General features: G+C 37.3%; 23 protein-coding genes. 6 read left to right on the forward strand and 17 right to left on the reverse strand.

Annotated elements, in window-relative coordinates; genetic code table 11:
- Nucleotides 1-60: 60 nt before the first annotated feature.
- The gene (locus ACFSQP_RS09015) at nt 61-687 is read left to right on the forward strand and encodes a response regulator (RefSeq protein WP_376893616.1); all 627 of its coding nucleotides are present in this window, start codon (nt 61-63) and stop codon (nt 685-687) included.
- On the opposite strand, the gene dnaG is transcribed toward ACFSQP_RS09015, so the two are convergent.
- Nucleotides 682-2,643 (reverse strand): DNA primase, encoded by a 1,962-nt coding sequence (gene dnaG / locus ACFSQP_RS09020; RefSeq protein WP_376893618.1) that lies wholly within the window; start codon nt 2,641-2,643, stop codon nt 682-684. The genes ACFSQP_RS09015 and dnaG overlap by 6 nt on opposite strands.
- A gap of 129 nt (nt 2,644-2,772) precedes the next feature.
- On the opposite strand from dnaG, the gene ACFSQP_RS09025 reads away from it, so the two are divergent.
- Nucleotides 2,773-4,605 carry a Xaa-Pro dipeptidyl-peptidase gene (locus tag ACFSQP_RS09025; RefSeq protein WP_376893892.1) on the forward strand — a complete coding sequence of 611 codons (1,833 nt, stop codon included), beginning with the start codon at nt 2,773-2,775 and terminating at the stop codon, nt 4,603-4,605.
- A gap of 231 nt (nt 4,606-4,836) precedes the next feature.
- Complete coding sequence (locus ACFSQP_RS09030; RefSeq protein WP_376893621.1) at nt 4,837-6,507, forward strand: T9SS type A sorting domain-containing protein; 1,671 nt, start codon at nt 4,837-4,839, stop codon at nt 6,505-6,507.
- Nucleotides 6,508-6,607: 100 nt separating this feature from the next.
- Here ACFSQP_RS09030 and ACFSQP_RS09035 read toward each other — a convergent pair whose 3' ends face one another.
- The 6 genes from ACFSQP_RS09035 to ACFSQP_RS09060 form a co-directional block, all read right to left on the reverse strand.
- Nucleotides 6,608-7,687, reverse strand: a complete 1,080-nt coding sequence (locus ACFSQP_RS09035; RefSeq protein WP_376893623.1) for a hypothetical protein — start codon at nt 7,685-7,687, stop codon at nt 6,608-6,610.
- A 28-nt stretch (nt 7,688-7,715) separates the two neighbouring features.
- Nucleotides 7,716-8,486: a hypothetical protein gene (locus tag ACFSQP_RS09040; RefSeq protein ID WP_376893625.1), complete on the reverse strand. Its 771-nt coding sequence runs from the start codon at nt 8,484-8,486 to the stop codon at nt 7,716-7,718.
- On the reverse strand, nt 8,473-9,042 hold the full coding sequence (locus tag ACFSQP_RS09045; RefSeq protein ID WP_376893627.1) for an RNA polymerase sigma factor: 570 nt from the start codon (nt 9,040-9,042) through the stop codon (nt 8,473-8,475). The genes ACFSQP_RS09040 and ACFSQP_RS09045 overlap by 14 nt, the downstream gene beginning before the upstream one ends.
- A 73-nt stretch (nt 9,043-9,115) precedes the next feature.
- Nucleotides 9,116-10,093: a polyprenyl synthetase family protein gene (locus ACFSQP_RS09050; RefSeq protein WP_376893629.1), complete on the reverse strand. Its 978-nt coding sequence runs from the start codon at nt 10,091-10,093 to the stop codon at nt 9,116-9,118.
- A gap of 65 nt (nt 10,094-10,158) precedes the next feature.
- Nucleotides 10,159-12,762: an alkaline phosphatase family protein gene (locus ACFSQP_RS09055; RefSeq protein ID WP_376893631.1), complete on the reverse strand. Its 2,604-nt coding sequence runs from the start codon at nt 12,760-12,762 to the stop codon at nt 10,159-10,161.
- Nucleotides 12,749-12,898, reverse strand: coding sequence for a hypothetical protein (locus ACFSQP_RS09060; protein ID WP_376893634.1), 150 nt, complete (start codon nt 12,896-12,898; stop codon nt 12,749-12,751). The genes ACFSQP_RS09055 and ACFSQP_RS09060 overlap by 14 nt, the downstream gene beginning before the upstream one ends.
- 102 nt (nt 12,899-13,000) lie before the next feature.
- Between ACFSQP_RS09060 and ACFSQP_RS09065 the strand changes: the two genes are divergently transcribed.
- Nucleotides 13,001-13,816 (forward strand): T9SS type A sorting domain-containing protein, encoded by an 816-nt coding sequence (locus ACFSQP_RS09065; protein ID WP_376893636.1) that lies wholly within the window; start codon nt 13,001-13,003, stop codon nt 13,814-13,816.
- 369 nt (nt 13,817-14,185) lie between these two features.
- Nucleotides 14,186-15,085 carry a choice-of-anchor J domain-containing protein gene (locus ACFSQP_RS09070; protein ID WP_376893638.1) on the forward strand — a complete coding sequence of 300 codons (900 nt, stop codon included), beginning with the start codon at nt 14,186-14,188 and terminating at the stop codon, nt 15,083-15,085.
- Between the two features lie 108 nt (nt 15,086-15,193).
- Here the strand turns inward: ACFSQP_RS09070 and rlmN are convergent, their stop codons facing one another.
- The 8 genes from rlmN to ACFSQP_RS09110 all read right to left on the reverse strand — a co-directional run bounded on the left by rlmN (nt 15,194) and on the right by ACFSQP_RS09110 (nt 23,060).
- Nucleotides 15,194-16,231, reverse strand: coding sequence for a 23S rRNA (adenine(2503)-C(2))-methyltransferase RlmN (gene rlmN / locus ACFSQP_RS09075; protein ID WP_376893640.1), 1,038 nt, complete (start codon nt 16,229-16,231; stop codon nt 15,194-15,196).
- Nucleotides 16,232-16,291: 60 nt separating this feature from the next.
- Entirely contained in the window at nt 16,292-17,341 is a 1,050-nt protein-coding gene (gene queA / locus ACFSQP_RS09080; protein WP_376893642.1) for a tRNA preQ1(34) S-adenosylmethionine ribosyltransferase-isomerase QueA, read from the reverse strand.
- 103 nt (nt 17,342-17,444) lie between these two features.
- Nucleotides 17,445-18,677, reverse strand: coding sequence for a 3-phosphoshikimate 1-carboxyvinyltransferase (locus ACFSQP_RS09085; RefSeq protein ID WP_376893645.1), 1,233 nt, complete (start codon nt 18,675-18,677; stop codon nt 17,445-17,447).
- A 124-nt stretch (nt 18,678-18,801) separates the two neighbouring features.
- Nucleotides 18,802-19,137, reverse strand: a complete 336-nt coding sequence (locus ACFSQP_RS09090) for a nucleotide pyrophosphohydrolase (RefSeq protein WP_376893647.1) — start codon at nt 19,135-19,137, stop codon at nt 18,802-18,804.
- A gap of 60 nt (nt 19,138-19,197) precedes the next feature.
- On the reverse strand, nt 19,198-19,650 hold the full coding sequence (gene dtd / locus ACFSQP_RS09095; protein ID WP_376893649.1) for a D-aminoacyl-tRNA deacylase: 453 nt from the start codon (nt 19,648-19,650) through the stop codon (nt 19,198-19,200).
- A 42-nt stretch (nt 19,651-19,692) separates the two neighbouring features.
- Nucleotides 19,693-20,643 carry a ribosome small subunit-dependent GTPase A gene (gene rsgA / locus ACFSQP_RS09100; protein ID WP_376893651.1) on the reverse strand — a complete coding sequence of 317 codons (951 nt, stop codon included), beginning with the start codon at nt 20,641-20,643 and terminating at the stop codon, nt 19,693-19,695.
- A 59-nt stretch (nt 20,644-20,702) separates the two neighbouring features.
- Complete coding sequence (locus ACFSQP_RS09105) at nt 20,703-21,785, reverse strand: chorismate mutase (RefSeq protein ID WP_376893653.1); 1,083 nt, start codon at nt 21,783-21,785, stop codon at nt 20,703-20,705.
- A 132-nt stretch (nt 21,786-21,917) separates the two neighbouring features.
- Nucleotides 21,918-23,060, reverse strand: a complete 1,143-nt coding sequence (locus ACFSQP_RS09110) for a pyridoxal phosphate-dependent aminotransferase (protein ID WP_376893655.1) — start codon at nt 23,058-23,060, stop codon at nt 21,918-21,920.
- Between the two features lie 351 nt (nt 23,061-23,411).
- On the opposite strand from ACFSQP_RS09110, the gene gldA reads away from it, so the two are divergent.
- Nucleotides 23,412-24,305, forward strand: coding sequence for a gliding motility-associated ABC transporter ATP-binding subunit GldA (gldA, locus tag ACFSQP_RS09115; protein WP_376893658.1), 894 nt, complete (start codon nt 23,412-23,414; stop codon nt 24,303-24,305).
- A 1-nt stretch (nt 24,306) separates the two neighbouring features.
- Here gldA and ACFSQP_RS09120 read toward each other — a convergent pair whose 3' ends face one another.
- Together ACFSQP_RS09120 and ACFSQP_RS09125 are read right to left on the reverse strand one after the other, a co-directional pair.
- Complete coding sequence (locus tag ACFSQP_RS09120; protein WP_376893659.1) at nt 24,307-25,056, reverse strand: head GIN domain-containing protein; 750 nt, start codon at nt 25,054-25,056, stop codon at nt 24,307-24,309.
- Between the two features lie 3 nt (nt 25,057-25,059).
- Nucleotides 25,060-26,151, reverse strand: a complete 1,092-nt coding sequence (locus ACFSQP_RS09125) for an acyloxyacyl hydrolase (protein WP_376893661.1) — start codon at nt 26,149-26,151, stop codon at nt 25,060-25,062.
- Nucleotides 26,152-26,515 lie beyond the last annotated feature (364 nt).

Here is a 26,515-nt window from a genome sequence, read left to right on the forward strand (position 1 = left end):
CTTTATACATATTTTTCAACAAAACCCCCAAAACAGTGTTAATTTAAAAAACCAAAAACAATGATAAAACTGTTGGTAGTGGATAACCACCCTATTGTTGGAAAAGGCATGGAATTGTTATTTTCTAAATCGCCACAAATTAATGTAATTGGTACTGTAGATAACGGTGAGGCCATTTTCGACTTCCTAAAAAAGCATTCGGTAGATGTTATTTTATCTGAAATAGATTTGCCAAAACTAAATGGTATTACAGCTTTGCGCCGACTACGCAGAGATTTCCCCCATGTAAAAACCATCATGTTTAGCGCACAACCTGAACAAATTTATGCCATAAATAGCATAAAATCTGGAGCCGATGGCTACCTAATGAAAACCGCCGATATTTTTACTATTAAGCAAGCCGTGCTTAAAGTATATTCTGGCCGACTTTATTTAAGTAACGATATAGCCTTACAAATGACATCCAAAAAGCAGGTAACAACAGCCAGTTTCCCTTTTAAAAAATTGTCTACCAGAGAGATTGAGGTATTAAAACTACTGGTTTCTGGCCGAAAAAATAAAGAGGTCGCTAAAGAGTTAAACATAAACGAAAAAACAGTAAGTACCTATAAGGCGCGCCTTATGAAGAAACTAAATGTTACGAATATTGTGGACTTAATTAGTCGCGCTCGTTTATTGGAATTATAATACGCGGTTCAGCTTTCGGGATAACAACATTTTTAATCCGGAATAATCCTTTACCTCCTCTAAAACCTCTTTATTGGAGTCTGCTAAATTTTGTAGCGTTTTATGCTGAAACTCGCGTACTTTTAAATCTATTAAATAGCATCGCAGACTTAAAATGGTTTCGTTCACTAATTGCGCAATGGTATTTTGTTTAGCTTTTGGGAAAATATTTTTGCGTTCCCAATCGGACAAGGCGTACCGCTCATCTTCCATTAAAATAGTAGAAATTTCTGCGGCTAAATCGGGTGGCACCGTGTTTATAATGGTTTCAATAACCGCATCCGGATTCTGATTAAACGTATTAATTATGGTATAATACAGAGCTTTAAAGGTTTCATTAGAAAACTGCATTTCATCCTCCTGTAAATCCAAATATATTTTTTCAAACACCCTAGCCTCATGCTTAACCGGCTCTAAAACCAATTCGTTGGCATCATTTTCTTTCAAAATTAAATCTTCAAAATCTTCCGTTTTATTGCCATAAAGCAGTAAAATTTGAATAATTTTTCGCTCTAATTCATACTGAACATCTACTTTTTGAGTTACACTCGGGTCATTTTTAATTACCTGAAAAGTCTTTGTTTCCTTACTTTGTTGTTTTTGTACCTCTGCGTTTTCCTTTTTATTAATTTGCGCCAAGGTGCTAAACAAAACAGCCTCACTAATATCCATAATGCGGGCACATTCCTGAATATAAATTTCTGTTTTTATGCGGTCGGGAATTTTAGCAATACTATTTACAATATCCCGAATGGTCTCTGCCTTTTTTATCGGGTCGTTTTTAGATTCTTGCGCGAGTAACGACGCTTTAAATTGAATAAAATCCTGCGATTTATCATCCAAATAAGTCGTTATTTCCGATAAAGTATTATTTTTTGCAAAGCTATCTGGATCATCGCCCTCCGGAAAGGTACAAACCTTAACATTCATGCCTTGTTCCAAAATTAAATCAATTCCACGTAGTGAAGCCCGCAAACCGGCAGCATCGCCATCAAATAACACCGTAATATTTTTGGTTAACCTATTTATTAGTCTTATTTGCTCGGGTGTTAAAGCAGTTCCAGATGAAGACACCACGTTTTTAATGCCACGTTGGTGAAATTGAATAACATCTGTATAACCTTCTACCAGATAACAATTATCTTCTTTTGCTATGCTTTGTTTGGCATGAAAAATACCATACAATACTTTACTTTTGTGATATAAATCGCTTTCAGGCGAATTTAAATACTTCGCCGCTTTTTTGTCGTTACCCAATATACGTCCGCCAAAACCTAAAACACGGCCACTCATACTTTGAATAGGAAACATAACACGCCCTTTAAACCTATCAAATTGCTTTTCGCCCTTTACTATGGTTAAGCCCGTTTGTTCCAGAAATTCTAGGCGGTAGCCTTTTTTAAGCGCTTCGTTTGTAAATGCCTGCCATTCGTCGGGTGCATAGCCTAAATTAAATTTCTTAATAGTATCCTCGGTAAAGCCTCGTTCTTTAAAATAACTTAATCCTACCGCTTTCCCAATATCGGTTTTATGCAATATTTTTTGAAAATACGTACTAGCAAATTCACTTACCAAATACAAACTTTCGCGCACATCTGCCTTTTGTTTTTCCTCGTTAGTTTGTTGGGTTTCTTCTATTTCAATATTATACTTTTTTGCCAAATATTTAATGGCTTCCGGATAGGTAAAGTGTTCATGTTCCATTAAAAAAGCCACCGCATTTCCTCCTTTACCACTAGAAAAATCTTTCCATATTTGCTTTACTGGCGACACCATAAAACTAGGCGAACGCTCGTCGCTAAACGGACTTAAACCTTTATAATTACTACCGGATTTTTTTAATTGAACAAAATCGCCTATCACCTCCTCTACACGAGAAGCTTCAAACACACGATCTATAGTAGATTTTGAAATCAATTTGTCTGTTTTTTTATGAAACGTAAAAGTACTATAAACTTACAGTATTTAAAATATATAAGCAGACCTAATTTGAGTTTGTTAATAAAATCAAGTACCTTGTTTGCCCTTTTGAATATGTATATACTTATGAAAACAAACCGCATAACATCGCTCCTAGTTAGCGTATTTTTGGGACTAAATTTTGCCATTTCTCAAAACAAAGTAGTCCCTATTTTTGAAAACGGCGAAGCACAAATTGTACCTGAATTTAGTAATCCAGAGGATTGGATTAGACACGACTTATGGGTAGAAACAACCTTTGATACAGATGGCGATGGTAAGCTAGATCGCATGCATGTAGCTGTTACCAGGCCAAAACAAACAGATACCGAAGGTTTAAAACTTCCCGTTGTTTATGAATCTAGTCCTTATTTTGCAGGTGTTGCCCAAGAAGCCGATGGCCTTTTTTGGGATGTTAAACACGAATTGGGCGAACCAGCCAAACCACGCACACACGTTTCTGTAAAACGAGTTGGCCAGCGACCTATCATTTCAAATTCACAAATTCACACTTGGGTACCACGTGGCTATATCGTGGTGCATTCCTCCTCGCCGGGTACGGGATTATCGCAAGGCGCGCCAACAGTTGGCGGAATTAACGAATCGTTGGCTCCAAAAGCCGTAATAGATTGGTTAAACAACAGAGCCACCGGTTACACCGAACCTTACGGAAACGAAACCATTACAGCCTATTGGAGCACCGGCAAAGTGGGCATGACAGGAACAAGCTATAACGGTACCATTCCGTTAGCAGCTGCCACCACTGGTGTAGAAGGCTTGGAAGCCATTATTCCTGTAGCACCAAACACCTCGTACTATCATTACTACCGCTCCAATGGATTGGTGCGTTCGCCAGGTGGTTATTTAGGCGAGGATATTGATGTATTGTACGATTTTATTCACAGTGGCGACGAATCGAAACGCGCCTACAACAATCAAACCGTGCGTGATACCGAAATGAAAAATGGCATGGATAGGGAAACAGGCGATTATAACGAATTTTGGGCAGGTCGCGATTATTTAAATCAGATGGCACCCATGAAAGCTGCCCTATTAATGGCCCATGGTTTTAACGATTGGAACGTTATGCCAGAACACAGCTACCGCATTTATAAAGCAGCTAAAAACATGGGGCTACCAACCCAAATTTATTATCACCAGTTTGGTCACGGCGGACCACCACCAATATCCATGATGAACCGTTGGTTTACGCACTATTTACATGGTATTGATAACGGCGTACAAAACGATGCAAAAGCTTGGATTGTACGTGAAAATGACGACCGCTTGCAACCTACTGCCTATAAAGATTATCCTAATCCAGAGGCCAAACAGGTAACGCTTTACCTAGGTAAAGGAGGTAATACCGCCGGAACATTACAAACTAAAAAGACCAAAAAACAGGGCACCGAAACTTTAACAGATAATGCCACCATATCCGGTAAAGATTTGGCGCAAGCCACCACATCGGCCAACAGGCTGTTGTATGTAACGCCAATTTTAAAGGAAGATTTACATATTTCTGGACTTCCTAAAATAACGGTCACGTTAGCAAGTAGTAAGCCCGCTGCCAATTTATCCATTTGGCTGGTATCGCTTCCTTGGAATAGAGAAAAAGGCGCAAAAATAACCGATAATATCATAACCCGTGGATGGGCAGATCCGCAAAACCATAAATCGATTTCTGAAAGTGAGCCTTTAATTCCGGGGGAATTTTACACGGTACATTTCGATTTACAACCAGACGACCAAATTATCTCTAAAGGCCAGCAAATAGGATTAATGATTTTTTCTAGTGATAGTGACTATACCATACTTCCTAAACCAGGAACCAAACTCACCATTGATTTAAGTAAAACAACCATACAGCTGCCAGTTGTTGGCGGTGTAGATGCTTTTAAAAATGCAACCACAAAGTAACTTTTAACACAATATTTTAAAACCGCTTGTAACACTAGTATGTACAACCTTTTTTTGGGTTGCGAGCTAATGTGCCTATTGCTGGACTAAAATAAACGCCTTAGTTACTAGTAGCACAACATCCTCACGGTAATAACCCAAGCTATTTAATTTAATAAAACACAAAATTTTAAAAAAGTTTTAAGGAAAAAGCAAAAAAAACTATCTTGCCATGCCCTTAAATCAATTATCATGAAAAAAACTACATTATTTGCAATTTCATTATTAAGTTTTAGTTTGTCCTTCTCTCAAGTTTTATTTGAGGAGGATTTTGATGGTTCTGGACCTGGTTTAGCAGGATGGACCTTATTTAATCTGGATGGTTTAACACCAACCCCTGAACTTTCTATATTTTCCGAAGCATGGATTGAACAGTTAGAATTAGAAACCGATAACATGACAGCCGCGAGCAACTCTTGGTATCAACCCGCAGGTACCTCAAACGACTGGATGGTTAGCCCAGCAATTACCCTAACAACCAATGCCATTTTAAGTTGGCAAGAACAATCTCGCGACCCAGAGTTTCCTGACAGTTACGAAGTTTGGATTTCAACGGAAGGCAATAATCCTGGCGACTTCAATAATCGCGTATATACCAATGCTGCAGCAACAACAGGTGAATGGGCAACTAGAAGCGTCGATTTATCTGCATTTATTGGCAATACCATTCATATGGCGTGGAGAAACAACTCGGTTGACAAATTCATTCTTATGATTGACAATATAAAGGTTGAAGAATCTGCTTCTTTTGACACCCAAGTTTCCATTCCTGACGAAGTAACTTATCAGTTTACCCAAATACCCGTAGGCCAAGTTTATCACAGCTTGGGTTCGCGCGCCACTTTAGAAAACGTTGGATCTAATCCTGTCACCAATGCTATGGTAACTGTTACTATAACCGACAGTAACGCTAACACCGTTTACACCGCCACTAGCGAAGCCTACGACCTTCCTTTAAATGGCGAACAAGATGTTTTTTTTCCAGGTTTCGTACCAACAACTGCAGACAATTACACGGTTACTTATGAGCTCACGCAAAATGAAACCGATATTACACCAGAGAACAATTTGATAACTAAAAATATTATAATTAGCGAAACCACCTATGCCAGAGACGACAGCAATGTACTAACTGCATTTGGTATTGGTGCTGGTAACGGAGGCTTTTTAGGACAGGAGTTTTATATTTATAATACACAGGAAGTTGAGTCTATTTCATTTGCCATAGGAAATTTGGAAGGAACACTAACTGGCTCAAACATGAAAGGCAGTATTTGGAGCATGCCAAACGAAGTGCCTGGTGCTATTATTGCCGAAACAGACCCTGTAACTATTTCTGCAGAACAAAGCGTAATTTATACCGCCAATATGGCCGGTGGCGCGGTAACACTAACTCCAGGGCTATATCTTTTTGCTATAGAAGAACCAAGTCCTGGTCCTAATATGGAGTTACTTGTTACATCTGACGTGTTTACACCTGGTACTGTTTGGATTGATTGGCCTAGCAACCCTCAAGAATCTTGGATAAACATTGAACTTTACTCATTTGAATTTGCACTGATTATTCGTCCTAATTTTATAAGTAACACCCTTAGTACATTAGAAACGAATTCACGTTTAAATCCTATAAACCTTTATCCAAATCCAGCGAAACATAATGTTACAATTTCAAATCCAAAAAACACAGTTTTATACAAGGCTATAATAACAGATGTTACTGGCAGAATTGTAAAGCGTTTTAATTTACAAGAATCAACAGAATCCAGTAAAACATTGGATATTTCCAATTTAAGCGCAGCTAATTATTTTATAACTATTGAAAGCCAAGAAGGTTCGGTAACAAAGAAATTAATTAAAGAGTAGTAAGCGTTCTAAAAAAAATTAATCAATTACTAAACAGGGCATATTTTTAACAAAAAGGCTTCAATTACCATTGAAGCCTTTTTTACTAATACAAATAATGCTAATCCATGTCAAAGCGTAAGCCTAGCGAGATATTATTTTGGCTAACAGCTTGATTTTTAAATATAGTAGACAAATCGTATTTAGCATACAACCCCACATTTCCCCAAGCCACATACGTACTTAAACCGTAAACAAAATTATTGGTATTATAATCCTTAAACTTGTCCTTCTGACTACTACCATTTTCATCGTATTTTAATTTTTGTAGCGACTGTAATACCAGTCCGCCGTATGCACCAACACCTATTTTAAATTTTCTGTAGGTGGAATATCTGAAATAATTTTCGCGCTCAATTTTCTTGGATGGCCCAAATTCAAAATGAACAGGTACAACTAAATTGGTTGATCGGAATTTAGATTTACGCAAATTCAACGGAAATTCCTCTAAACTAACACGTGCCTCTTCTTGGGTAAAATACAGGTTATTTTTAATATCTAATTTGTTCCATTGCACAGAAACCCCGTATTTAAACCGAATGGCATTGGAGTTTTCCAGCACCCGTGTTTTCCATGCCCAACCCAATTCTACAAAACCAGAACCACCAATTTTATACGGCGAATCGTTAAGCGATTGTCCTTCAATAATAGCATTATTAAAACCAATAGCAAATACTAAATCGCTGGTGGTACGCTTATCATAAACAACAGGCTTCTTTTTAATTTTTGAACCTATATAAATAGTACCCAAATCAAATTCATCTGATTCTTCGGTTTTACCTATTACAATGGTAAAGCCGTCGTTATTGGTTTCCAACACTCCAGAGCTGTCGGTATTTCGTGCCAACAAAGCCAATTGGTTATCAATTATAGCCAGCCTGTTTTTAATATTTAAAGCATGTTTTTCAGCCACCAACAATTTTAATTTGGCCGCCGCATCCTCGGAAATCTCACCAGCATCTAAACGCTTATTTATAGCCTCTACGGCTTGTTTTAATTGCGCCTTTTCTTCATTCTCAACCACTATTTTTTGACTCTCTAGCTGTGCCATTTTTTCGCTATTTGGTGTTACTTGCGCGTAATTACCGGTTACGGTGCATGTAAGCATTAGGGCTATTACATATTTTACAAGGATGTTCATAATTTGTTGTTTTTAAATGGATGTCTTTTTAATTATTGCGGTCTACAACAGCATTTTTTAAAATACTGAAGTTTGTTTTAATAGTTTCGAATACTTTATCCCGAAAGGATTTTTCCAAATCCATTTCTATTTCTGCCAATAAACTGTTTGCATTATTGCCATAATTGGTTTCTTCTGAATCCGAATTTTTTGAAATCCGGTTTGTAGCTTGTTTTAATAAGGCCGCTACTTCGGCGTCTAAATCGGAATCAACAAGTACGTTTGAATCTTTGTTTTGGGCTATCGTATTTTTACGTGTATTATTGTTACTTATTTGTTTGACTTCTTCCAGTATTTTTTCGACTACATTCGCGTTAGTTCCTGCTAATTCACGTGCTTCATTTTCATCCAGAGATGCATAAGGTTTAGCCGATACCTTTTGTTTTTCTGAAATGTGCTTGTTAACCGAACTATTCGTTGGTATAGCTTCAACCACACCTTTATTCTCATCTTCAGAATTAGCAACATTTTTAGTAGTTTCTGTTTTGGATTCAATTTTCAAAATACTGTCTGCCGAAGTTTCCACCACCGTTGGTTTTGTAGTAGTTTCTGTGTTTTTACTTGGCCAAAATGTGGCCAGAACCATTAATAAACCAATAACACTTGCTGCAATACCTGCAAACCAGTAAGGCGATTTGCTTGGCTTTTTGTTTTGCTTATCTAGAGCGGTAGCTAACTGGTTCCAAGCAGTTGCAGAAGGTGGCGTTTTACGCGCTTCCAGTGTTTTCCTGATATTATTTTCAAATTCATTTGCTTTCATAATGCCGGGTATTTAGGGCGTTTATTTGCTTTTGAAGCTGTTTTCGTGCTTTGTATAATTGCGATTTTGAAGTCCCTTCAGATATTTTCAGTAAAGCGGCAATTTCATGATGCTTATAACCTTCAATAGCATACATAACAAACACTATTTTATAACCGTCCGGAAGCCTATCAATAAGCTCTTGAATGTGTGCTACATCCATATTGCTATGCACATTGTTGTAATGCGCTTGGTTTTGATTTGATTCGATATCAGCTACTGGAAACTCAATTTTTTTTAGCTTCCGGAGATAAGAAATAGCTTCGCGTACCATAATTTTTCGGAGCCAACCTTCAAAACTTCCTGAATTTTGAAATTGATTTAAATGTGTAAATGCTTTAAGAAAGCCGTTAAGCATAATCTCTTCGGCTTTTTGATAATCGTTTACATAGTACCGGCACACACTTAACATTTTAGGTGCATGTGCATCGAAAAGCATTTGCTGCGCCTCCCGATTTTGTTTAATTGCCTTTTTAATAAGGCTGGTAGTGGTTTTATGTAATTGAATAACCTTCAAAATTGCTCCTATTAGGACATCTACTAATAAAGACGCTACATGAGTGCAAAAGGTTGCCTGAAGGTAAAAAGAATTATTTTTTTCGTTGGATAACGTAATTCACCATAAGCTCTAGTGAATCGCGAAAATCGGACTTCGGGTAAGTATTTAGTATTTCTAATGCCTCCATTTGAAACGCTTTCATTTTTGAAATGGCATATTCCAAACCACCGCGTTCTTTTACAAAAGCAATAACTTGGTTTACCCGTTTTTTATTTTTATTGTGATTTTTTATCGAGTTTATAAGCCAATCACGTTCTTTTTTAGAGACATTATTAAGTACATAAATTAACGGTAAGGTCATTTTTTGTTCTTTAATGTCTATTCCCGTGGGTTTTCCAATACGCTCGGTACCGTAATCGAATAAGTCGTCTTTTATTTGAAAAGCCATACCAATTAACTCGCCAAACTTGCGCATGCGTTCTACGTGGTCCGAATCGGGTTTTACTGAAGCAGCACCCAAACTGCAGCATGCCGCAATAAGTGTGGCGGTTTTTTGCCGAATAATTTCGTAGTAAACAGTTTCGGTTATGTCTAGTTTTCGGGCTTTTTCAATTTGAAGTAATTCGCCTTCGCTCATTTCCCGCACTGCTATGGAAATAATTTTCAATAAATCGAAGTCATTATTATCAATGGATAACAACAAGCCTTTGGATAGTAAGTAATCGCCTATTAAAACTGCAATTTTATTTTTCCATAAGGCATTAATGGAGAAAAATCCGCGACGTTTATTACTATCATCCACCACATCGTCGTGAACTAAAGTAGCCGTGTGTATGAGTTCAATAACCGCTGCACCACGGTAAGTGCGCTCGCAAACTTCGCCATTGGCAACCATTTTTGCCACCAAAAACACAAACATGGGGCGCATTTGTTTACCTTTTCGGTTTACTATGTAATGGGTTATTCTGTTAAGAAGCGCCACTTTTGAATACATAGCCAAATGAAACTTTTGTTCAAAAAGTTCCATCTCGTAACCAACTGGTTGTTTTATTTGTTCTACTATTTTCAAAAGTGGGCTCCCTAATTTGGTGTTGGCAAAATTACTAAAAAAGCTAGCAAATGCCTATTTAATACCTAATTCTTATTTCGGTAGAGCGATTTATCTACACAGGCCGCCATTTTAGTTACATTTAAATCCTGACCAATAAATTTAGTCACTTTAGAAACCGTTTCTATAGGGTTGTTTAGGGCGTCGGTGTAATTAATATAAATGAGTTCTACACCAGGTTCTTTATCTTTCCAGTTTTCTATTTGATTTAAGTGCTTTTTAAAATTTTCTAATAGTTTTACGGGCAACACATCTGGGTTTTTTCCAATCATTTTTTGTTGCGACTTAATCACTTCTGTTAAGTCTCTATTCATAAATATAACTTTATACCGGTATTTTGGATCTAAATATTTTAGCAAAGGTGCCACCACTTTAACCGATTTGTTTTGTGCCAAGCCAAGCCAGGAATTATCTTTATGCAAGCTCATTACCGGATCGTATTCAAAATACCCTTTCGGATTAGATATATCTGGCGTTCTGTTTGCGTCTGTTAAAACAGACACTCCACCGGCATCCAGCATTTGCATCATTAAAGAGGTGCCAGACCTTGGTAATCCTGACACAATAACAATTTGGTTGTCTCGGTATTTGAAATCGGTTTTATCCTTAAATTCTGAAGGGTTTTTTAATTTATCGGCAACATTTTCAATAGCTTGTTCTGCACGGTAATGAGTTGCAGGCTTAAGTTTTGCGGCTGTTTCATAGGCCATTTTTGCATTTTCTAAATCGCCTAACTTCTCGAGAGCTTCACCTAACGTATAGTGCGCTTCTGGAAAGTATTTTACCAGTTCTATTGCTGTAAGCGCATGCTCTGCAGCTGTTTCGTAATCGTTTAAACGTATAAGCACATCTGCCAAAGATTGATGAAATTTAGCTCTATCTATTTCAATTTCCAGCGCCTTTTCAAAAGACATTTTAGCGTCGTTATAGTGTTGTAATTGCACCTGAATTTTACCCATTTGATGCCAAATTTCGGCGCTTGGATTTTTACTTTCTACGGCTTTTAGTAATGTTAGCGCTTGCTGGGTTTTACCGGTGCCTAGTAATATTTTAGCTTCGGACAGCAAGGTGTTTACTTCAAAATTCCTATCCAAATCGCGCAACTGCTTTAGGTATTGTGCTGCCTTATCGAAGTTTTTTTCCAGTAAGGCTATAGAAAGCAAATCCATATAAAACGGAATAACATCTATTACCGAATCGTTTTCTTTTAAATTTTGTCTTTTTACTTGATTTTCTGGTAATTTTTCTAGTTCGGCTTTTGTATAAACTGGATAGGTATCTGTTACTAATTCTAGAAGAATATTTTTGGCTTTTTCGAAGTCTTTTTTACCGAGAAACACACGGGCCAGATTGTGTTTTAAGTCGCAGGTAGTTTTTAAAATAGCGGTTTCAATTTTTTCATCTGGTTTTTCAATATACCCCAAATCTACTAGCTGCTGCATGGTTTCTTGGTCGTCCAAAGGACTGGTTTCTTCGGTTGTATGTAATTGTCCGAAATCGCCTTCCACGGTTTCCCAACTGTCTATGTATTGCGGTTGTGTTGGCTCTTTAAAAATGTCTAAAGCTACTTTACCATCCATATCTTTGCCTATGGGCAAACCAAACATGTGTAAAATAGTAGGTGCCACATCAATTAAGCCCAGCCCAAAAATTTTCTCGTTTTTCTTAATATTTGGACCCGCTGCTACAAACATCCCAAACTGCCGATGCTCTAAAGCGGGGGCAGCCGGGTATTTAGGCATTTTTGCTAATCTGTTGACTCCAGATTCAAAACCGTGGTCGGACATAACAATAATGGTTGTATCCTCATCTACTAATTCCATTTTTCGTGCCAACATCATATCTTGAATTCGGTATGAACTAACAACGGCATCTTTGTAAATATCGAATGCTTCTTCCGGAATATGCTTTTGTTTTGGCGGATGAAACCTCATAAAAGCATGACAAAAATGATCTATTAAATCGTAATAAACCGCTGTAAAATCCCATTCCGTTGTGCGGATAAGGTTGGTTGCTGCAGCATGTACCGATGTGTTTTCTGCTAGTATTTTAGCAAAGGACTCTAGTCCTTTATCGGTTTCTTGATTTATTTTTGCCGCTTTAGGAATACATGGTAAAATGTGTGCCTCGGTAATTTCATACGGAAACATCCGTAAATCTTTTAATTGCTCTGTAAACGATTCTGGATGGATAGTTCCTTTGGCAATTGGATTTTTTTTATTTGGATCTTTATTTACTTTTTGAAATTTATCGGATACCACCACACCATTAATAGGTTCGGCTGGGAAGCTAGGCCACCAGCCAACCAAATTACTTTTAAAGCCTTTATGGTGCAGAATATTCCATATTGCTTTTGCTTTGCGCGAATTAGCAGTTACAGGCCGGATACCTTTTTTGTCGGGCATAAGCTCTATAAAGCCTAAAACACCGTGTTTGTCCGGAGTTTTACCAGTTGCCACAGAACTCCATAGCATGGGCGAATATGGCGGATTCATGGTACTCATGTTCCCGTAAACGCCACGATCTATCAGTTTTTTTAGAGCAGGCATTTGCCCTTTAGCTAACAGGGGGCCTATTACTTTCCAATCCGCAGCATCCCAACCAATTAACAGTACTTTATTTTTCTTCATTGAGCGCTGTATTGGTAGATTCCTTTTTTACCTCTCGCCACGCGCGTAATCCAATATCTCCAAGCGCCAAAAGCCCTAAGGAGCCCGCTGGCGTAATTTTTACAGGTTTGTCTTTAATGGCTTGGTTGGTTTTCATGTATAATGGTTTCAAATTTTTGTGAAAAATACTAAAAATTTAATTTTTATTGGACCGAAAATAGTAATTTGCAATCCTAACTCAATTAATAAGCTACTTAACATGAAAAAAACTACCACTAAAAATTTAACAAAACGTTTAGCCAAATATGGAGCCTTAACAGCTGCCATGGCAGGTATTGCCGATGCTTCGGGGCAAATTGTGTACACAGACATTACAGACTTTACAGGAGGATCTCCGGATGAATACCTATTAGATTTGAATAACGATGGTACTAATGATTTTAGCATTTTAAACAACGGAAACCTGTTCGTTAGTGCTTTAGACTCAGGAAATGAGGTTATTGGTAGCGTTCCTTACGCATCTTATCCTTATGGCTATCCTTTTGCGCTCAACGCAAACACTGTGGTGTCCAACAACATGAATGGCACGTGGCTAGATAATTACAACGGCTATTCAGGCAGCGTTCTTCCTTCACTTAATTGGGGCGGATTTGACGGCAACTGGATTAATGTTACCGATAAATTTTTAGGCTTGCGTTTTAATATTTCTGGTAATACCCATTATGGTTGGGTACGTATGGATGTAAACGAAGCAGGTGTCGTTTGGACCATTAAGGATTATGCTTACGAGGCTACTGCCAATGCTCCCATAACTGCAGGGGCAACACTAAATGTGCCAACAGAAGCCATAAATAATATAAAAGTGGTGGCTACTAATAATACCATTAAGCTATTTAATTTACCAGAAAGCACTAATTACGAGCTTTTTAATGTAGCAGGCCAAAATGTATTACAAGGCAACAGCCAAGGTAAATTGCACACTATTAATACCAACAACCTGGCAACGGGGATGTATGTTCTTGCAATAATCGATTCTGAAACAGGAAAGAGTTTCAGAAAAAAAGTAGTGTTATAATTTTTGATAAGAATTCTTAAAAAAAGCGATTTACATGGTAAATCGCTTTTTTTATGCCTACAAGATTTAAACTGCCTTGTAAAAATAACCTGTGCATACCTGTATACCTACCACGCATTAAACAGTACTAACCTATTCGAATACACGAAATAACCGAATAAAAAATGATACTGAATATGGGAATTAACAATATGTAACGTGTTTTTAAAACATGAGCAACGTAGCCCCTAAGCTTTCAACACATACTCTTTAAAAAAAACTGCTTTTTTAATATAATGAACTTTAGAAGTGTCATGTTAAAGGCATGCGTTTGTGTTTAAAAATTTTGTAACTTTATGCTTTGTTTAATTTTATTAAAACCTATTTATTATGAAAAAAATTACGTTATTTTTTAGTGTATTACTTTGCTACTCCATGAGTGCGCAGACAAATCTGTTTCAAGACGATTTTGAATCGTATACAGATTTTGCCATTAACAATGTGGGTTCTTGGACTTTAATTGATGTAGATGGTCTGCCTACTTACGGGTTTCAAGGCGTGGAATTTGCAGACAGTGGAAGTGCAAAATCTTTCCAGGTTTTTAATTCTACAGCAACCACACCTGTTCTAGAAGCATCTGAAACAAGCAATTGGGAAGGCTATAATAGTACAAAAGGTATGGTGGCATTTGCTGCGGTACCATCTAACGGTGTGTTTAACAACGATTGGTTAATTTCACCACAAATTACCTTGGCTGAAAATAGTAATACGGTTTCTTTTTGGTATAAGGGATGTGATGCCGCTTATTCTAGTGAATTATTTACGGTTGGTATTTCTACTACCGATACAAATCCAAGTAGTTTTACTGTTATATCTGCAAACCCGGAAAGTGTTCCTGCAAACGATATTACATGGAGACAACTGGTTATTGATATTCCAGACACGTACAATAGTACGCCTGTTTACATTGCTATAAACTGCGTATCTCAAGATCAATTTGGATTTATGATTGACGATTTTTCGGTTGACACTGCCTTGTTAAGCACCGATGAATATGCTTTAAACAACATTTTTATTGGTTGTAAGGATAATGTTATTACCATCTCTAATATGCCGGGTGAGGCTAACTACAGCATTGTGAATATGGCTGGACAAGAAGTGCTTAAAGGAAATACACGTTTAGAGTCTCAAAACATTGACGCTAGCAACTTGGCTGCTGGAATTTATATTGTTGAAATTACCGATGTAAACTCCAACGCACAAAAAAGAAAGAAAGTAGTTATTGAGTAACAGTAACGCAATTGGTTTAGAACTCCGGTTTCTAATTCCAAACAAAAAAAAGGCTATTAAAATTAATTTAATAGCCTTTTTTATATGTACTGTTTTTATATTGTTAAATTAACTTTTATTAGCTAATTGCCCGCATGCCGCATCAATATCTTTTCCGCGGGAGCGCCTAACAGTAACCGTTATATGGTGTTTTTCTAACATATTAACGTACATATCCAAAGCCTCATTATTAGCTTGCTGAAACATACCTTCGTCTATGGGGTTGTATTCTATTAAATTCACTTTACTAGGAGCAAACTTACAAAATGCAATTAAAGCCTCTACATCTTTTTGTTGATCATTGATGCCTTTCCAAACTACATATTCATAGGTAATCCTGTTTTTAGTTTTGGCATACCAATATTCTAAAGCCTCACGTAAATCGGCTAGTGGGAAGGTTGCATTAAAGGGCATAATAGCTGTTCTCACTTCGTCAATAGCGGAATGCAATGAAACTGCCAGTTTAAATTTAACCGCATCATCCGCCATTTTTTTTATCATTTTAGGCACACCCGAGGTAGACACTACAATGCGTTTTGGCGACATACCCAAGCCTTCTGGCGATGTAATTTTATCAATAGCCTTTAGGACATTATTATAATTCATAAGTGGTTCGCCCATTCCCATAAACACAATATTGCTTAACGGCCTATTATGATATAACCTACTTTCTTTATCTATAGCTACTACTTGGTCGTAAATTTCGTCCGGATTAAGGTTACGCATGCGCTTTAGGCGCGCCGTAGCGCAAAACTTACAATCTAAACTACACCCTACTTGACTCGATACACAGGCCGTAGTTCTGGTTTTAGTAGGAATTAAAACCGATTCTACAATAAGACCATCATGTAGTTTTACCGCGTTTTTAATAGTACCATCGGCACTTTTTTGCATATTATCCACCTTAATATGATTAATAACAAAATTATCCTCGAGCATCTGGCGCGTTTCTTTGGACAAGTTGGTCATATCGGAAAAGCTGTGTACAGATTTGCTCCAAAGCCACTCATACACCTGATTACCACGAAATGCCTTGTCGCCTTCTTTCTCGAAGAAATCGCGCAATTGGTCTTTGCTTAAAGCACGTATGTCTTTTTTCTGAATCATATTAGGGTTGCATAAAAACTAAAAAAAGCCTTGAAAAACAAGGCTTTTATATCATGTTTCTTATAAAATTAGCATGGCGTCACCATAGCTATAAAACTTGTATTTTTCCTTAACAGCCTCCTCGTAGGCTTTTTTAACGAAATCGTGACCAGCAAAAGCAGATACCATCATTAAAAGCGTTGATTTTGGCGTATGGAAATTGGTAATCATACAATTAGCAATACTAAAATCGTATGGTGGGAAAATAAATTTATTGGACCAGCCATCAAATTCATTTAACAAACCATTTGAAGACACCGAACTTTCCACAGAACGCATGGCAGTGGTACCCACGGCACACACACGCTTTTTGTTTTTAATGGCGGTGTTAATAATATCCACGGCAGGTTTCTGAATAATTATTTCTTCACTATCCATTTTGTGTTTAGATAAATCCTCTACCTCAACAGGGTTAAAGGTTCCCAAACCAACATGTAAGGTAATTTCGGCAAAATTAACGCCTTTAATTTCCAAACGCTTTAGCAAATGTTTAGAAAAATGCAAACCAGCAGTTGGTGCGGCAACGGCTCCTTCATTTTTAGCAAAAATGGTTTGGTAGCGTTCCTCATCTTCCGGCTCTACCTCGCGTTTAATATACTTTGGTAACGGCGTTTCTCCTAATTCCTTTAGTTTTGCTCTAAAGTCTCTGTAAGAACCATCGTAAAGGAAACGTAAGGTTCTACCACGAGACGTGGTATTATCGATAACCTCGGCTACCAACGAATCACCTTCACCAAAATAGAGTTTGTTACCAATACGAATTTTCCTAGCAGGATCTACCAAAACATCCCAAAGGCGCTGTTCTTCATTTAATTCGCGTAGTAAAAATACTTCTATACGCGCACCCGTTTTTTCCTTATTGCCATACAGGCGTGCCGGAAAGACTTTGGTGTTGTTTAATATCATTACATCATCTTCATCAAAATAATTAATGAGATCTTTAAACATTTTATGTTCAATTGTTTGCTCTTTTCTGTTTAATACCATTAAACGTGACTCATCCCTGTTTTCAGAAGGATATTCAGCTAATAACTCCTCCGGCAATTCGAAGTTAAAGTGCGATAATTTCATTTTTTTGATAGACGTGTATATTTAATTAATACTTATTTTAAATGCAAAGATTGCAAATATACAACCTGAAAGTAGGCGATGTCAAGTATTTAGCCATTTATTATTAAGAAAGCCTAATTCCAGTGGCTTTCAAGTCCGTCCAAAACGACGGAAATGATTTAGAAACAACAGGCGCATCTAAAATGGTTAAATCTGTTCTCAAGGCCAGAGGTGCAAAAGCCATAGCCATTCTATGATCGTTGTAGGTAGCTATACATACATCCGGTAGAATAGTTTTGGTTGCAGCCATGCGTATACTGTTAGTGGTTATAACTACCGAAGCTCCTAACTTTTCTAACTCTGTTTTTAGAGCCACCAACCTATCTGTTTCTTTAATTTTTAAGGTATGTAAACCCGTTAGTTTGCAAGACAACCCTAGTCCTAAACAGGTTACAATAATAGTTTGAGCTATATCTGGTGTGTTGGCTAAATGCAAAGAAATGGTGGTGTTACTTGGCACCAAATTGGTTTTTTTTAGCGTTATCTTGTTATTATGAAAGCTTGTAAAAACTCCAAACTGTTTATAGATATGAGCCAAAGCGGCATCGCCTTGGTAACTTATTTTTTTAAAGTTGGTTAAAGCTATTTGCGCACCAACAGGGCTTAACGCAATTAAACTATAAAAATATGAAGCAGAACTCCAATCGCTTTCCACCTGTATAGTGGTTTTTAACGCTTTTTTTAAAGGGTTTACCCGAATGGTGTTTGCGCTTATATGGGTTTCTACCCCTATTTGATGCAACAATTCCAGCGTCATTTGTATGTAGGGTGTAGACGTAATTTGGCCCGTCAACTTTAGTTGTAATCCGTTTTTTAATTTAGGACCAATAAGTAGTAATGCAGAAATATACTGACTACTTACACCGGCGTGAATAGTTACCGTTTGCCCACTTAATTTTTTGCCTTCAATTTGGAGCGGTGGAAAACCATTAGCGTTTAAATAGGTTATGCGCGCACCTAATTGGTTTAACGCATCTACTAAAATTTTAATAGGGCGTTGCCTCATACGCTGGGAACCCGTTAAAGTAAGCGTTTTGTTTTCTTGCATGGCAAAAAAAGCGGTTAAAAAACGCATAGCCGTACCCGCATGTTGAATGTTTATTAGGCTGTCCTGGCTGGCAAGGGCTTGTGCCATAAGTACCGTATCGTCCGAATTTGAAACGTTAGCGAGTTCCAATTCGGGAAACAAGGCTTGCAAAAGCAGCAATCTGTTAGACTCACTTTTGGAACCTGCTATATGAATGGGCTCTGTAGGACTCCTAAAAGTAGATTTATGCAGTTTCAAATTATGAGGCATAAGCGACTAATAATATACACGGTTAAAAATATGACAACATCCATTTGCCAAAAGCAACTAGCGCTTCTTTTACAAAACACGGTAGCTAAAAATTGGTTTCTTTTTATAAAAGAGACTGTTTGTACTATTCAGGCTTTTGTAATTTAGGGTTGTTATGGTGCCTGTTGTGATCTCGCTTTGTTTTAATATCTAATTTTTTATCGAATGCCGCTTGCAAGTCGACACCCGTTTGATTTGCAAGGCATAAAACCACAAAAACAACATCGGCTAATTCTTCGCCTAAATCTTTATGCTTATCACTTTCCTTTTCGCTTTGCTCTCCATAGCGTCTTGCAATAATTCGGGCCACTTCACCAACTTCCTCTGTTAGTTGCGCCATGTTGGTTAGCTCATTAAAATACCGGACGCCATGCGCTTTTATCCATTCATCTACGGCTTTTTGTGCGTTTTTAATTTCCATATTAAGCTTTCTTTGTAACTATTTTTTAATTCGCTGGCTTTTACCCATTCATAAAACTTTTTAAATTTTATGTTTGGTGTCCAAGATAATAGTAACCGGCCCATCATTTATTAACCCAACTTGCATATCGGCTCCAAAGGTGCCTGATTGCACTTTTTTTCCTAAATCCTTGGCTAACTGTTTAATAAAATCCTGATACAACGGAATGGCCACATCGGACTTTGCCGCTTTTATATAACTGGGTCTGTTACCTTTTTTTGTACTAGCATGGAGTGTAAATTGACTTACCACAATAATATCGCCATCAGAATCTAAAATTGATTGGTTCATAACTCCTGCCACATCGGGAAAAATGCGCATGTTCACAATTTTATTGCACAGCCATGTTATATCCTCGGCTGTGTCGGCATTTTCAATACCTAACAACACCAACAAACCTTTCTGTATAGACGCTACTTGCACGTCATTAATACTAACATTAGCTTCAGAAACCCTTTGAATAACCACTTTCATTACCTTACCACACTTATTTTATATGATTACCATCTTAAAACCTTATTTCATCCATTCTTCTGTTCGGAAGTGCTCGTCGTCTCCTTCTAATATTTGTAGGTAACTGCGGTAGCGTGATGCTGCGATTTCGTTTGCTTCCAAGGCTTTTTTAACCGCACAATGCGGCTCTTCAACATGAATACAGTTATTAAACTTGCAATCTTGTTTTAAGGCAAAAAACTCTGGAAAATAATCGCTTACTTCTTCCTTATCCATGTCTACCACCCCAAACCCCTTAATACCTGGGGTATCGATAATTTTAGCGCCAAAACTTAAATCGAACATTTCTGCAAATGTTGTGGTGTGTTGGCCTTGCATATGTTGGGAAGATATGGCTTTTGTTTTCAAGTCCAATTGGGGCTCTATGGCATTTACTAAAGTAGATTTACCAACACCAGAGTGCCCAGCAAACATGCTCACTTTGCCTGCCATTAGCGTTTTAACTTTATCTATATTTTTACCTGTTGCTGCCGAAATACCAATACATTCATACCCAATTTTGCGGTAAACATGTGCTAAATAACGTACCTCATTTAAAGTCTCTTCTTGATAGGTGTCTACTTTATTAAAAAGCAAAATTGTTTTAACAGAATACGCTTGGGCTGTTACCAAAAAACGATCTATAAAACTGGTAAAAGTTGGCGGATTATCTATGGTAACTAATAAAAACACCTGATCTATATTGGCTGCAATAATATGTGTTTGTTTGGACAGGTTTACCGATTTTCGGACAATATAATTTTTCCGATCGTGAATGGCGGTTATAATGCCTACAGGCGCCTCATTATTATCGTGATCCAAATCGAAATCTACGCGATCGCCCACCGCAACAGGATTGGTACTTTTTATACCTTTCATCCTGAATTTACCTTTTATACGGCACGGATACATAGCACCTAAATCCGTTTTTACGGTGTACCAACTTCCTGTAGATTTATAAACGATTCCCGTCATGGTTACAAAGATGCAATATTATTTTATTTTGAAGGTTTGCTGCATTAAGAAACCCGTTTTTAATTATTAATAACATTTTTCTGGTGGTTAATGGACTCCTGGTGTACAGCCTTAAAAACACGTAAAATAAATTCCTCGCTCAAATCTTTTTCTTTGCCTTGCAAAATCATACGTCCCAGTATGGCGTTCCAGCGTTTGGCCTGTAAAACAGCTACATTATGCTCTTTTTTAAGCAATCCTATTTGTTCGGCTATTTGCATGCGTTTACCCAGAATATCAATTAATTGATGATCTATTAAATCTATTTGCGTACGCATAGTATTTAATTTATTTTTATAATCTGCCGCATGACCCGTTTCATTTCTTACCTGCAAACTGGCCATAATTTTAATCAAGGTATCTGGTGTTATTTGCTGTTCGGCATCGCTCCAAGCATTTTCCGGATCCATGTGGGTTTCAATCATTAAGCCATCGTAATTTAAATCCAGCCCTGTTTGGCACAACTCGGAAATAATATCTCGTCGACCCGCAATATGCGAGGGATCTAGAATTAGCGGCAAGTCTGGAAATCTATTTTGTAATTCAATGGGAAGCTGCCACTCCGGGTTATTTCGGTAATATGTTTTTTCATACGTTGAAAACCCCCTGTGTATAACACCAATATTTTTTATATTGGCAGTATGCAGACGCTCTACAGCCCCTAGCCACAAACTCAAATCTGGATTTACAGGATTTTTTACCAATACAATTTTATTGGTTCCTTTTAGGGCATTAGCTATTTCTTGTACCACAAACGGGCTAACCGTTGTGCGGGCACCTATCCAAAGAACATCTACATCATGTTCCAGAGCCAAGCTAACGTGGTTGGCATTTGCCACCTCTGTAGCGGTTAGCATACCCGTTTCGGCTTTAGCCTTTTGTAACCACTTTAAACCCAAAGCGCCAACGCCTTCAAAATTACCCGGGCGCGTGCGCGGTTTCCAAATACCAGCTCTTAAAATAGTAGCATCTGTATGTTTTAATTGGTGTGCTATATTTAATACTTGGGCTTCCGTTTCTGCACTGCAGGGACCTGCAATAACCAAAGGATGCTTTAGTTGAAAATTATCTAACCAATTTTTTAATTCTTTTTTATTTTCCATAGTTTTTTATTTGGGATTTATTTTATGCTACAAATAAATCCGTTTTCACTTGCCTGCAAGGCAGGGCTATTCCTAAATCACCCTTACATAAATAAGTTATTTTGCACTAACTTACCAGTTATAAATCCTCTTTCAAACGCGTGCTATAGCTTCCTCTATAACCTCTGTCGGTGCACATAACGAAAACCTTGCATAACCTTCGCCATTCGTTCCAAAAACAGTACCAGGTGCAATAAATATATGTGAATCTTTTAATAAAAGCTCTGTAAATTCTTCCGCTTTAATATAGGGCGGTAATTTAGCCCATACAAACAACCCCGTGGCCTGTTTATTATACGTACAATTTAGGGCATTGGCCAAATTCCAAATTAGGGCTTGGCGCTGCTTGTAAACCTGATTTAAACTAGCATACCACAACCGCGAACAGCTCATGGCCTGAATGGCCGCTTGCTGAATACCAAACAACATACCCGAGTCCATATTGGTTTTTACTCTTAAAATGGCATTTATATAATGTGCTTGACCTAACACCATACCTACACGCCAGCCTGCCATATTAAACGTTTTGCTTAACGAATTTAATTCCAAACAAACTGCTTTAGCTCCCGGAGTTTGCAGAATACTTTTTGGTGTATCATTTAAAATAAAGCTATACGGGTTGTCATTTACAATTAAAATATTATGTCGTTTTGCAAACGCAATTAATTCTAAAAAAAAGGCTTCTGTTGCGTTTGCTCCCGTTGGCATATGCGGATAATTTACCCACATAATTTTAACCTTGCTTAAGTCCTGGCGTTCTAAAGCCTCAAAATTAACTAACCAATTGGATGTTTCATGTAAATCGTAATAAATGGGGTTAGCGCCGCACAGTTTTGCCACAGAAGCATAGGTAGGATAACCCGGATTAGGAATTAACACAGCATCGCCCGGATTTAAAAATGCCATTGAAATATGCATAATTCCCTCCTTGCTGCCCATAAGCGGCAATACTTCGGTGGTCGGGCTTACATATACATTGTATTGGTTTCTGTAAAAAGAAACCATAGCCTCGCGTAGCTCTGGCAGACCTTTATAGCTCTGGTATTGACTAGCTTGGGGGTGGTTAAAGCTAGCTGTTAGGGCATTAATAACTTTTTGTGGTGGATTTAAATCGGGACTGCCAACACCTAAATTAATTACTGGTTTGCCGTTAGCTTTTAGCAAAGCCACCTCTTGCAACTTTTTTGAGAAATAATATTCCGATACTGTTTCCAGTCTGTTGGCTACTTCAATCATTTCGCTGCCTACCCTGTGTTAATGTGTTTGTATTTCTATAAGTCATTGTACCAATATTTAACGTTTGTTGCTACCGGATTTTACATGTATTACAGACCACCCCTTTACGGCCAAAAAAAGCCGCGAAAGACATCGTGGCTTATACGGTTGTAACGGTTTTGTCTTATTTATTAGGGTTTAATATACCAGCCATTTTAAAAGTAATATGTTAAGCACAAAAACCCCAATGAGGCTAAATTAGGCAATAAATAAACAAAATAAAATGTTTTTTATTGAATTTGACCCATTAGAATTTTCTGGTGTAGAGCATGTCAGAATTATGTGTTATTTTTGAGCAAACCAAATGTAAATATGGCTATAGAAGTTAACAATATTTCGAAATTATACGGCTCACAAAAAGCCTTAAACAAGGTATCATTTAAAGTAAATAAACCAGAAATAGTTGGATTTTTAGGCCCAAACGGCGCAGGAAAATCTACTATGATGAAAATTTTAACTACCTATATAGACGCTTCCGAAGGCCAAGCTGTTGTAAATGGTTTTGATGTACAAACAAACAAATTAAATGTACAAAAAAGTGTGGGATATTTACCCGAGCACAACCCCCTATATTTGGAACAGTATGTAAAAGAATATTTGGCTTTTAATGCCGCAGTTTACGGGGTATCTAAAAAACGTATAGCAGACGTTATTCAATTAACAGGTTTAACCCCCGAGGCCCATAAAAAAATAGGACAACTTTCCAAAGGTTACCAGCAGCGTGTGGGCTTGGCAAATGCGTTGTTGCACGATCCCGAAGTTTTAATTTTAGATGAACCTACCACTGGTTTAGACCCTAACCAATTGGTAGATATTAGGAACTTAATTAGAAAATTAGGTGAAGAAAAAACAGTTTTTTTGTCCACACATATTATGCAGGAAGTGGAAGCCATGTGCGACCGTGTCATAATTATAAACAAAGGTGAAATAGTAGCAAACAAAACCCTTAAAGCCTTACGAGAAGGCCAAGAGCAAATTGTTGTAGTTGAATTTGACTACCGCGTTGAAACTGTTTTTCTTGAAAAATTACCCCATGTAAAAAAGGTGGTAAATGTACATGATTTTATGTACGAAATAACTTTTAACACCACAGCCGATATGCGTTCGTCTGTTTTTGATTTTGCCCACGATAACGCCCTGAAAATTTTACAACTAAACCAAAAAAACACCAGTTTAGAAACACTTTTTAGAGAATTAACCGCTTAAATTACTCGAAAATTAAACGGCCTTTGTAATGCCGAGTTACCTGCACCAAGTTTGGCCTTTGCACAGCAATAAGGTTGCCGGTGCCATATAAATTACCTGTAAGTTCTTGTACCGGATTTACAACCATATCGTTGCTACCCCTATGGTATACCTGAATGCGTTGTGCTACTAAATTACGCCCCTCAAAGCGTCCTATTCCTGAATACAAACCTACCGAGGCATTTTCTGTTGTCCCCGATAAGTAAAAAGACGATAGGTTATTTGAAACCACTTGAATACGCTGCGTAGCTACCTGCAGGGTAAAGTCCCCCACAGTAAAGGCATCGGGCTCGTTAAAATTTTCGGAAATAAGCTTTAAATTTTCAAAATCCAAAACCCCTTCAGACCGAATGTTAAATTGCGTAGAACTTCTAATTTCATTAATATTTGGCGCAGAAACATACACCTTTACAGGATTGTAATCCCTTACAAAATTACAGATATTATTGTCGGTTAGTTGTAATTGGTTGTTTACAACTGTTACGCTTACATCGTTCATTAAATTTTCGCCTGTTTCAATACTAACTGAAAAATTAGGCGCGGATGTAATAATTAAGGCCACATTTCTATTTACCAAAACCCGATTAAATTCGGGTACTTCAACCTGTTTTACAATGGTGGTTCCTGCATTTTGAAAACAGTTGTTAGCATCTTCCGTACTACAAGAGAAAACACAAAAGACCAAAGCCCAAATAATTATTTTTTTCATCATAACTTACAATCTAATTCCAATACCAAACTCAACAGCTTCTGCTTTTGCTCCATGCGATTTTAAGGTTATTGCTCCAAATATTTTTTTACCAAAATACCGCTTTAATCCAATACGAATATAGGTTCTACCTTCAAAATCGTAAGGATAGTAAACATAATAACCCAGTTGGGTTTCAATAGACATACGGTTTATAAACAACTCATGCCCTACAAAAAGCCCCACACGCTTCCAATCCTCGTTACCAGAAACAAGTTCCTCTGGGAATGAAACCGATTTATAATAAATTAATTCCTTCAAAAATTCGGATAAAAACAAATCGGCACCTAACTGAACTGCACTTTTATGAGATAAGCGCTTATCGGCATATGCAGAAAACACATAAAACGGAAACTGCCCACTGCCAACCACATCACTTTCATTAATACCACTTCTAAAAGTTAGGTTATATTTTATGGGTTGGGTAAATGTCTCGTTTGTTAAGGTATACCTATACGCTGTATCTTCTTGGTCCAAGTTGTAGGTTAGTCCCATATTAAATGCTACCGTGTTAACACTGGTATTGGGTGCTTTAATATTAGCATTGGAATAATGAATGAGACTAACTCCTGCTTGCAGCCCAATTTTTTTAAAAATACGCTCGCGTTTATAATTAAGCATCACGTAGGTGCTGCTTAAAAGTGTGGAGCCAAAGGCATTGTTTTTTGGGTTTTCAATTTTATCATAAGCATTGGTTGTATACCCTAAACCCTGGCCAACCCGCAACATAAGATGGCGTTTTAAGAAATAAAAATTATAATGCGCATACAAGGCATAATTAGTGCCTAGCACCTTATTTTTTAAATTCTGATACGAAAAGGACACACCGTAATCCGGATACCCATAACGTTGCTCCCAATCTTTATTGCCAAAAGTTTTTTTGTTCCAACTTACTATAAACCCTTCAGGATGCCCTTTAATTAAATGTAGAATATCATTATTGTGAAGCGCTATGGCTCCTTTAAAGTAATTAAAATCAATATAGGAATCTGTAGGCTTGTTTTGAGCATAAAGCATCAAAAAACCGGACCAAAAAAAAACGTAAAAAAAATACCTCATAAAAAATTGTGTGCGCAAATGTATGGAATTTTAAAAAAGTACAGGCCCACTGGAATGCAGTAATAAAAACGTTTGCAAGGGTTTTGGCAAATTATAGCAACCAATGTCGAAGGCAAAAAACAAAATGTGTACTTTAAATTTATTTTTTTTGCCTTAAAACGTAAGTTTTTAATATTATATAAGACCAAGTGCAAACCCATTACAAAGTTGGAAATTGGCAATAGTAAGGGTAATTCCATTTTAATTTCCTACTTTTGCAAAGTAAAATTAAGAGGAAAAATTTGTCTGATTGCAACCTCTTCAAACCGTTTAAAATTGAAAACTAATTTTAACAAAGGTTTGGAATTAAATGCTAAAGCAGTAC

The sequence above is a fragment of the Bizionia sediminis genome, assembly GCF_042684585.1.
Taxonomy (GTDB): Bacteria; Bacteroidota; Bacteroidia; order Flavobacteriales; family Flavobacteriaceae; genus Algorimicrobium; species Algorimicrobium sediminis.

Bases quoted from the DNA above. Each gene is read 5' to 3' on its own strand.
- ACFSQP_RS09090 (WP_376893647.1), bottom strand. From the start codon at position 19,137: ATGGAAATTAAAAACGCACAAAAAGCCGTAGATGAATGGATAAAAGCG.
- ACFSQP_RS09065 (WP_376893636.1), top strand. From the start codon at position 13,001: ATGAAAAAAACTACCACTAAAAATTTAACAAAACGTTTAGCCAAATAT.
- ACFSQP_RS09085 (WP_376893645.1), bottom strand. From the start codon at position 18,677: ATGCCTCATAATTTGAAACTGCATAAATCTACTTTTAGGAGTCCTACA.
- ACFSQP_RS09030 (WP_376893621.1), top strand. From the start codon at position 4,837: ATGAAAAAAACTACATTATTTGCAATTTCATTATTAAGTTTTAGTTTG.
- ACFSQP_RS09025 (WP_376893892.1), top strand. From the start codon at position 2,773: ATGAAAACAAACCGCATAACATCGCTCCTAGTTAGCGTATTTTTGGGA.
- gldA (WP_376893658.1), top strand. From the start codon at position 23,412: ATGGCTATAGAAGTTAACAATATTTCGAAATTATACGGCTCACAAAAA.
- ACFSQP_RS09120 (WP_376893659.1), bottom strand. From the start codon at position 25,056: ATGATGAAAAAAATAATTATTTGGGCTTTGGTCTTTTGTGTTTTCTCT.
- ACFSQP_RS09105 (WP_376893653.1), bottom strand. From the start codon at position 21,785: ATGGAAAATAAAAAAGAATTAAAAAATTGGTTAGATAATTTTCAACTA.
- ACFSQP_RS09055 (WP_376893631.1), bottom strand. From the start codon at position 12,762: ATGAAGAAAAATAAAGTACTGTTAATTGGTTGGGATGCTGCGGATTGG.
- dtd (WP_376893649.1), bottom strand. From the start codon at position 19,650: ATGAAAGTGGTTATTCAAAGGGTTTCTGAAGCTAATGTTAGTATTAAT.
- ACFSQP_RS09060 (WP_376893634.1), bottom strand. From the start codon at position 12,898: ATGAAAACCAACCAAGCCATTAAAGACAAACCTGTAAAAATTACGCCA.
- ACFSQP_RS09125 (WP_376893661.1), bottom strand. From the start codon at position 26,151: ATGAGGTATTTTTTTTACGTTTTTTTTTGGTCCGGTTTTTTGATGCTT.
- ACFSQP_RS09070 (WP_376893638.1), top strand. From the start codon at position 14,186: ATGAAAAAAATTACGTTATTTTTTAGTGTATTACTTTGCTACTCCATG.
- ACFSQP_RS09110 (WP_376893655.1), bottom strand. From the start codon at position 23,060: ATGATTGAAGTAGCCAACAGACTGGAAACAGTATCGGAATATTATTTC.
- rsgA (WP_376893651.1), bottom strand. From the start codon at position 20,643: ATGACGGGAATCGTTTATAAATCTACAGGAAGTTGGTACACCGTAAAA.
- ACFSQP_RS09015 (WP_376893616.1), top strand. From the start codon at position 61: ATGATAAAACTGTTGGTAGTGGATAACCACCCTATTGTTGGAAAAGGC.
- rlmN (WP_376893640.1), bottom strand. From the start codon at position 16,231: ATGATTCAGAAAAAAGACATACGTGCTTTAAGCAAAGACCAATTGCGC.
- ACFSQP_RS09040 (WP_376893625.1), bottom strand. From the start codon at position 8,486: ATGAAAGCAAATGAATTTGAAAATAATATCAGGAAAACACTGGAAGCG.
- ACFSQP_RS09035 (WP_376893623.1), bottom strand. From the start codon at position 7,687: ATGAACATCCTTGTAAAATATGTAATAGCCCTAATGCTTACATGCACC.
- queA (WP_376893642.1), bottom strand. From the start codon at position 17,341: ATGAAATTATCGCACTTTAACTTCGAATTGCCGGAGGAGTTATTAGCT.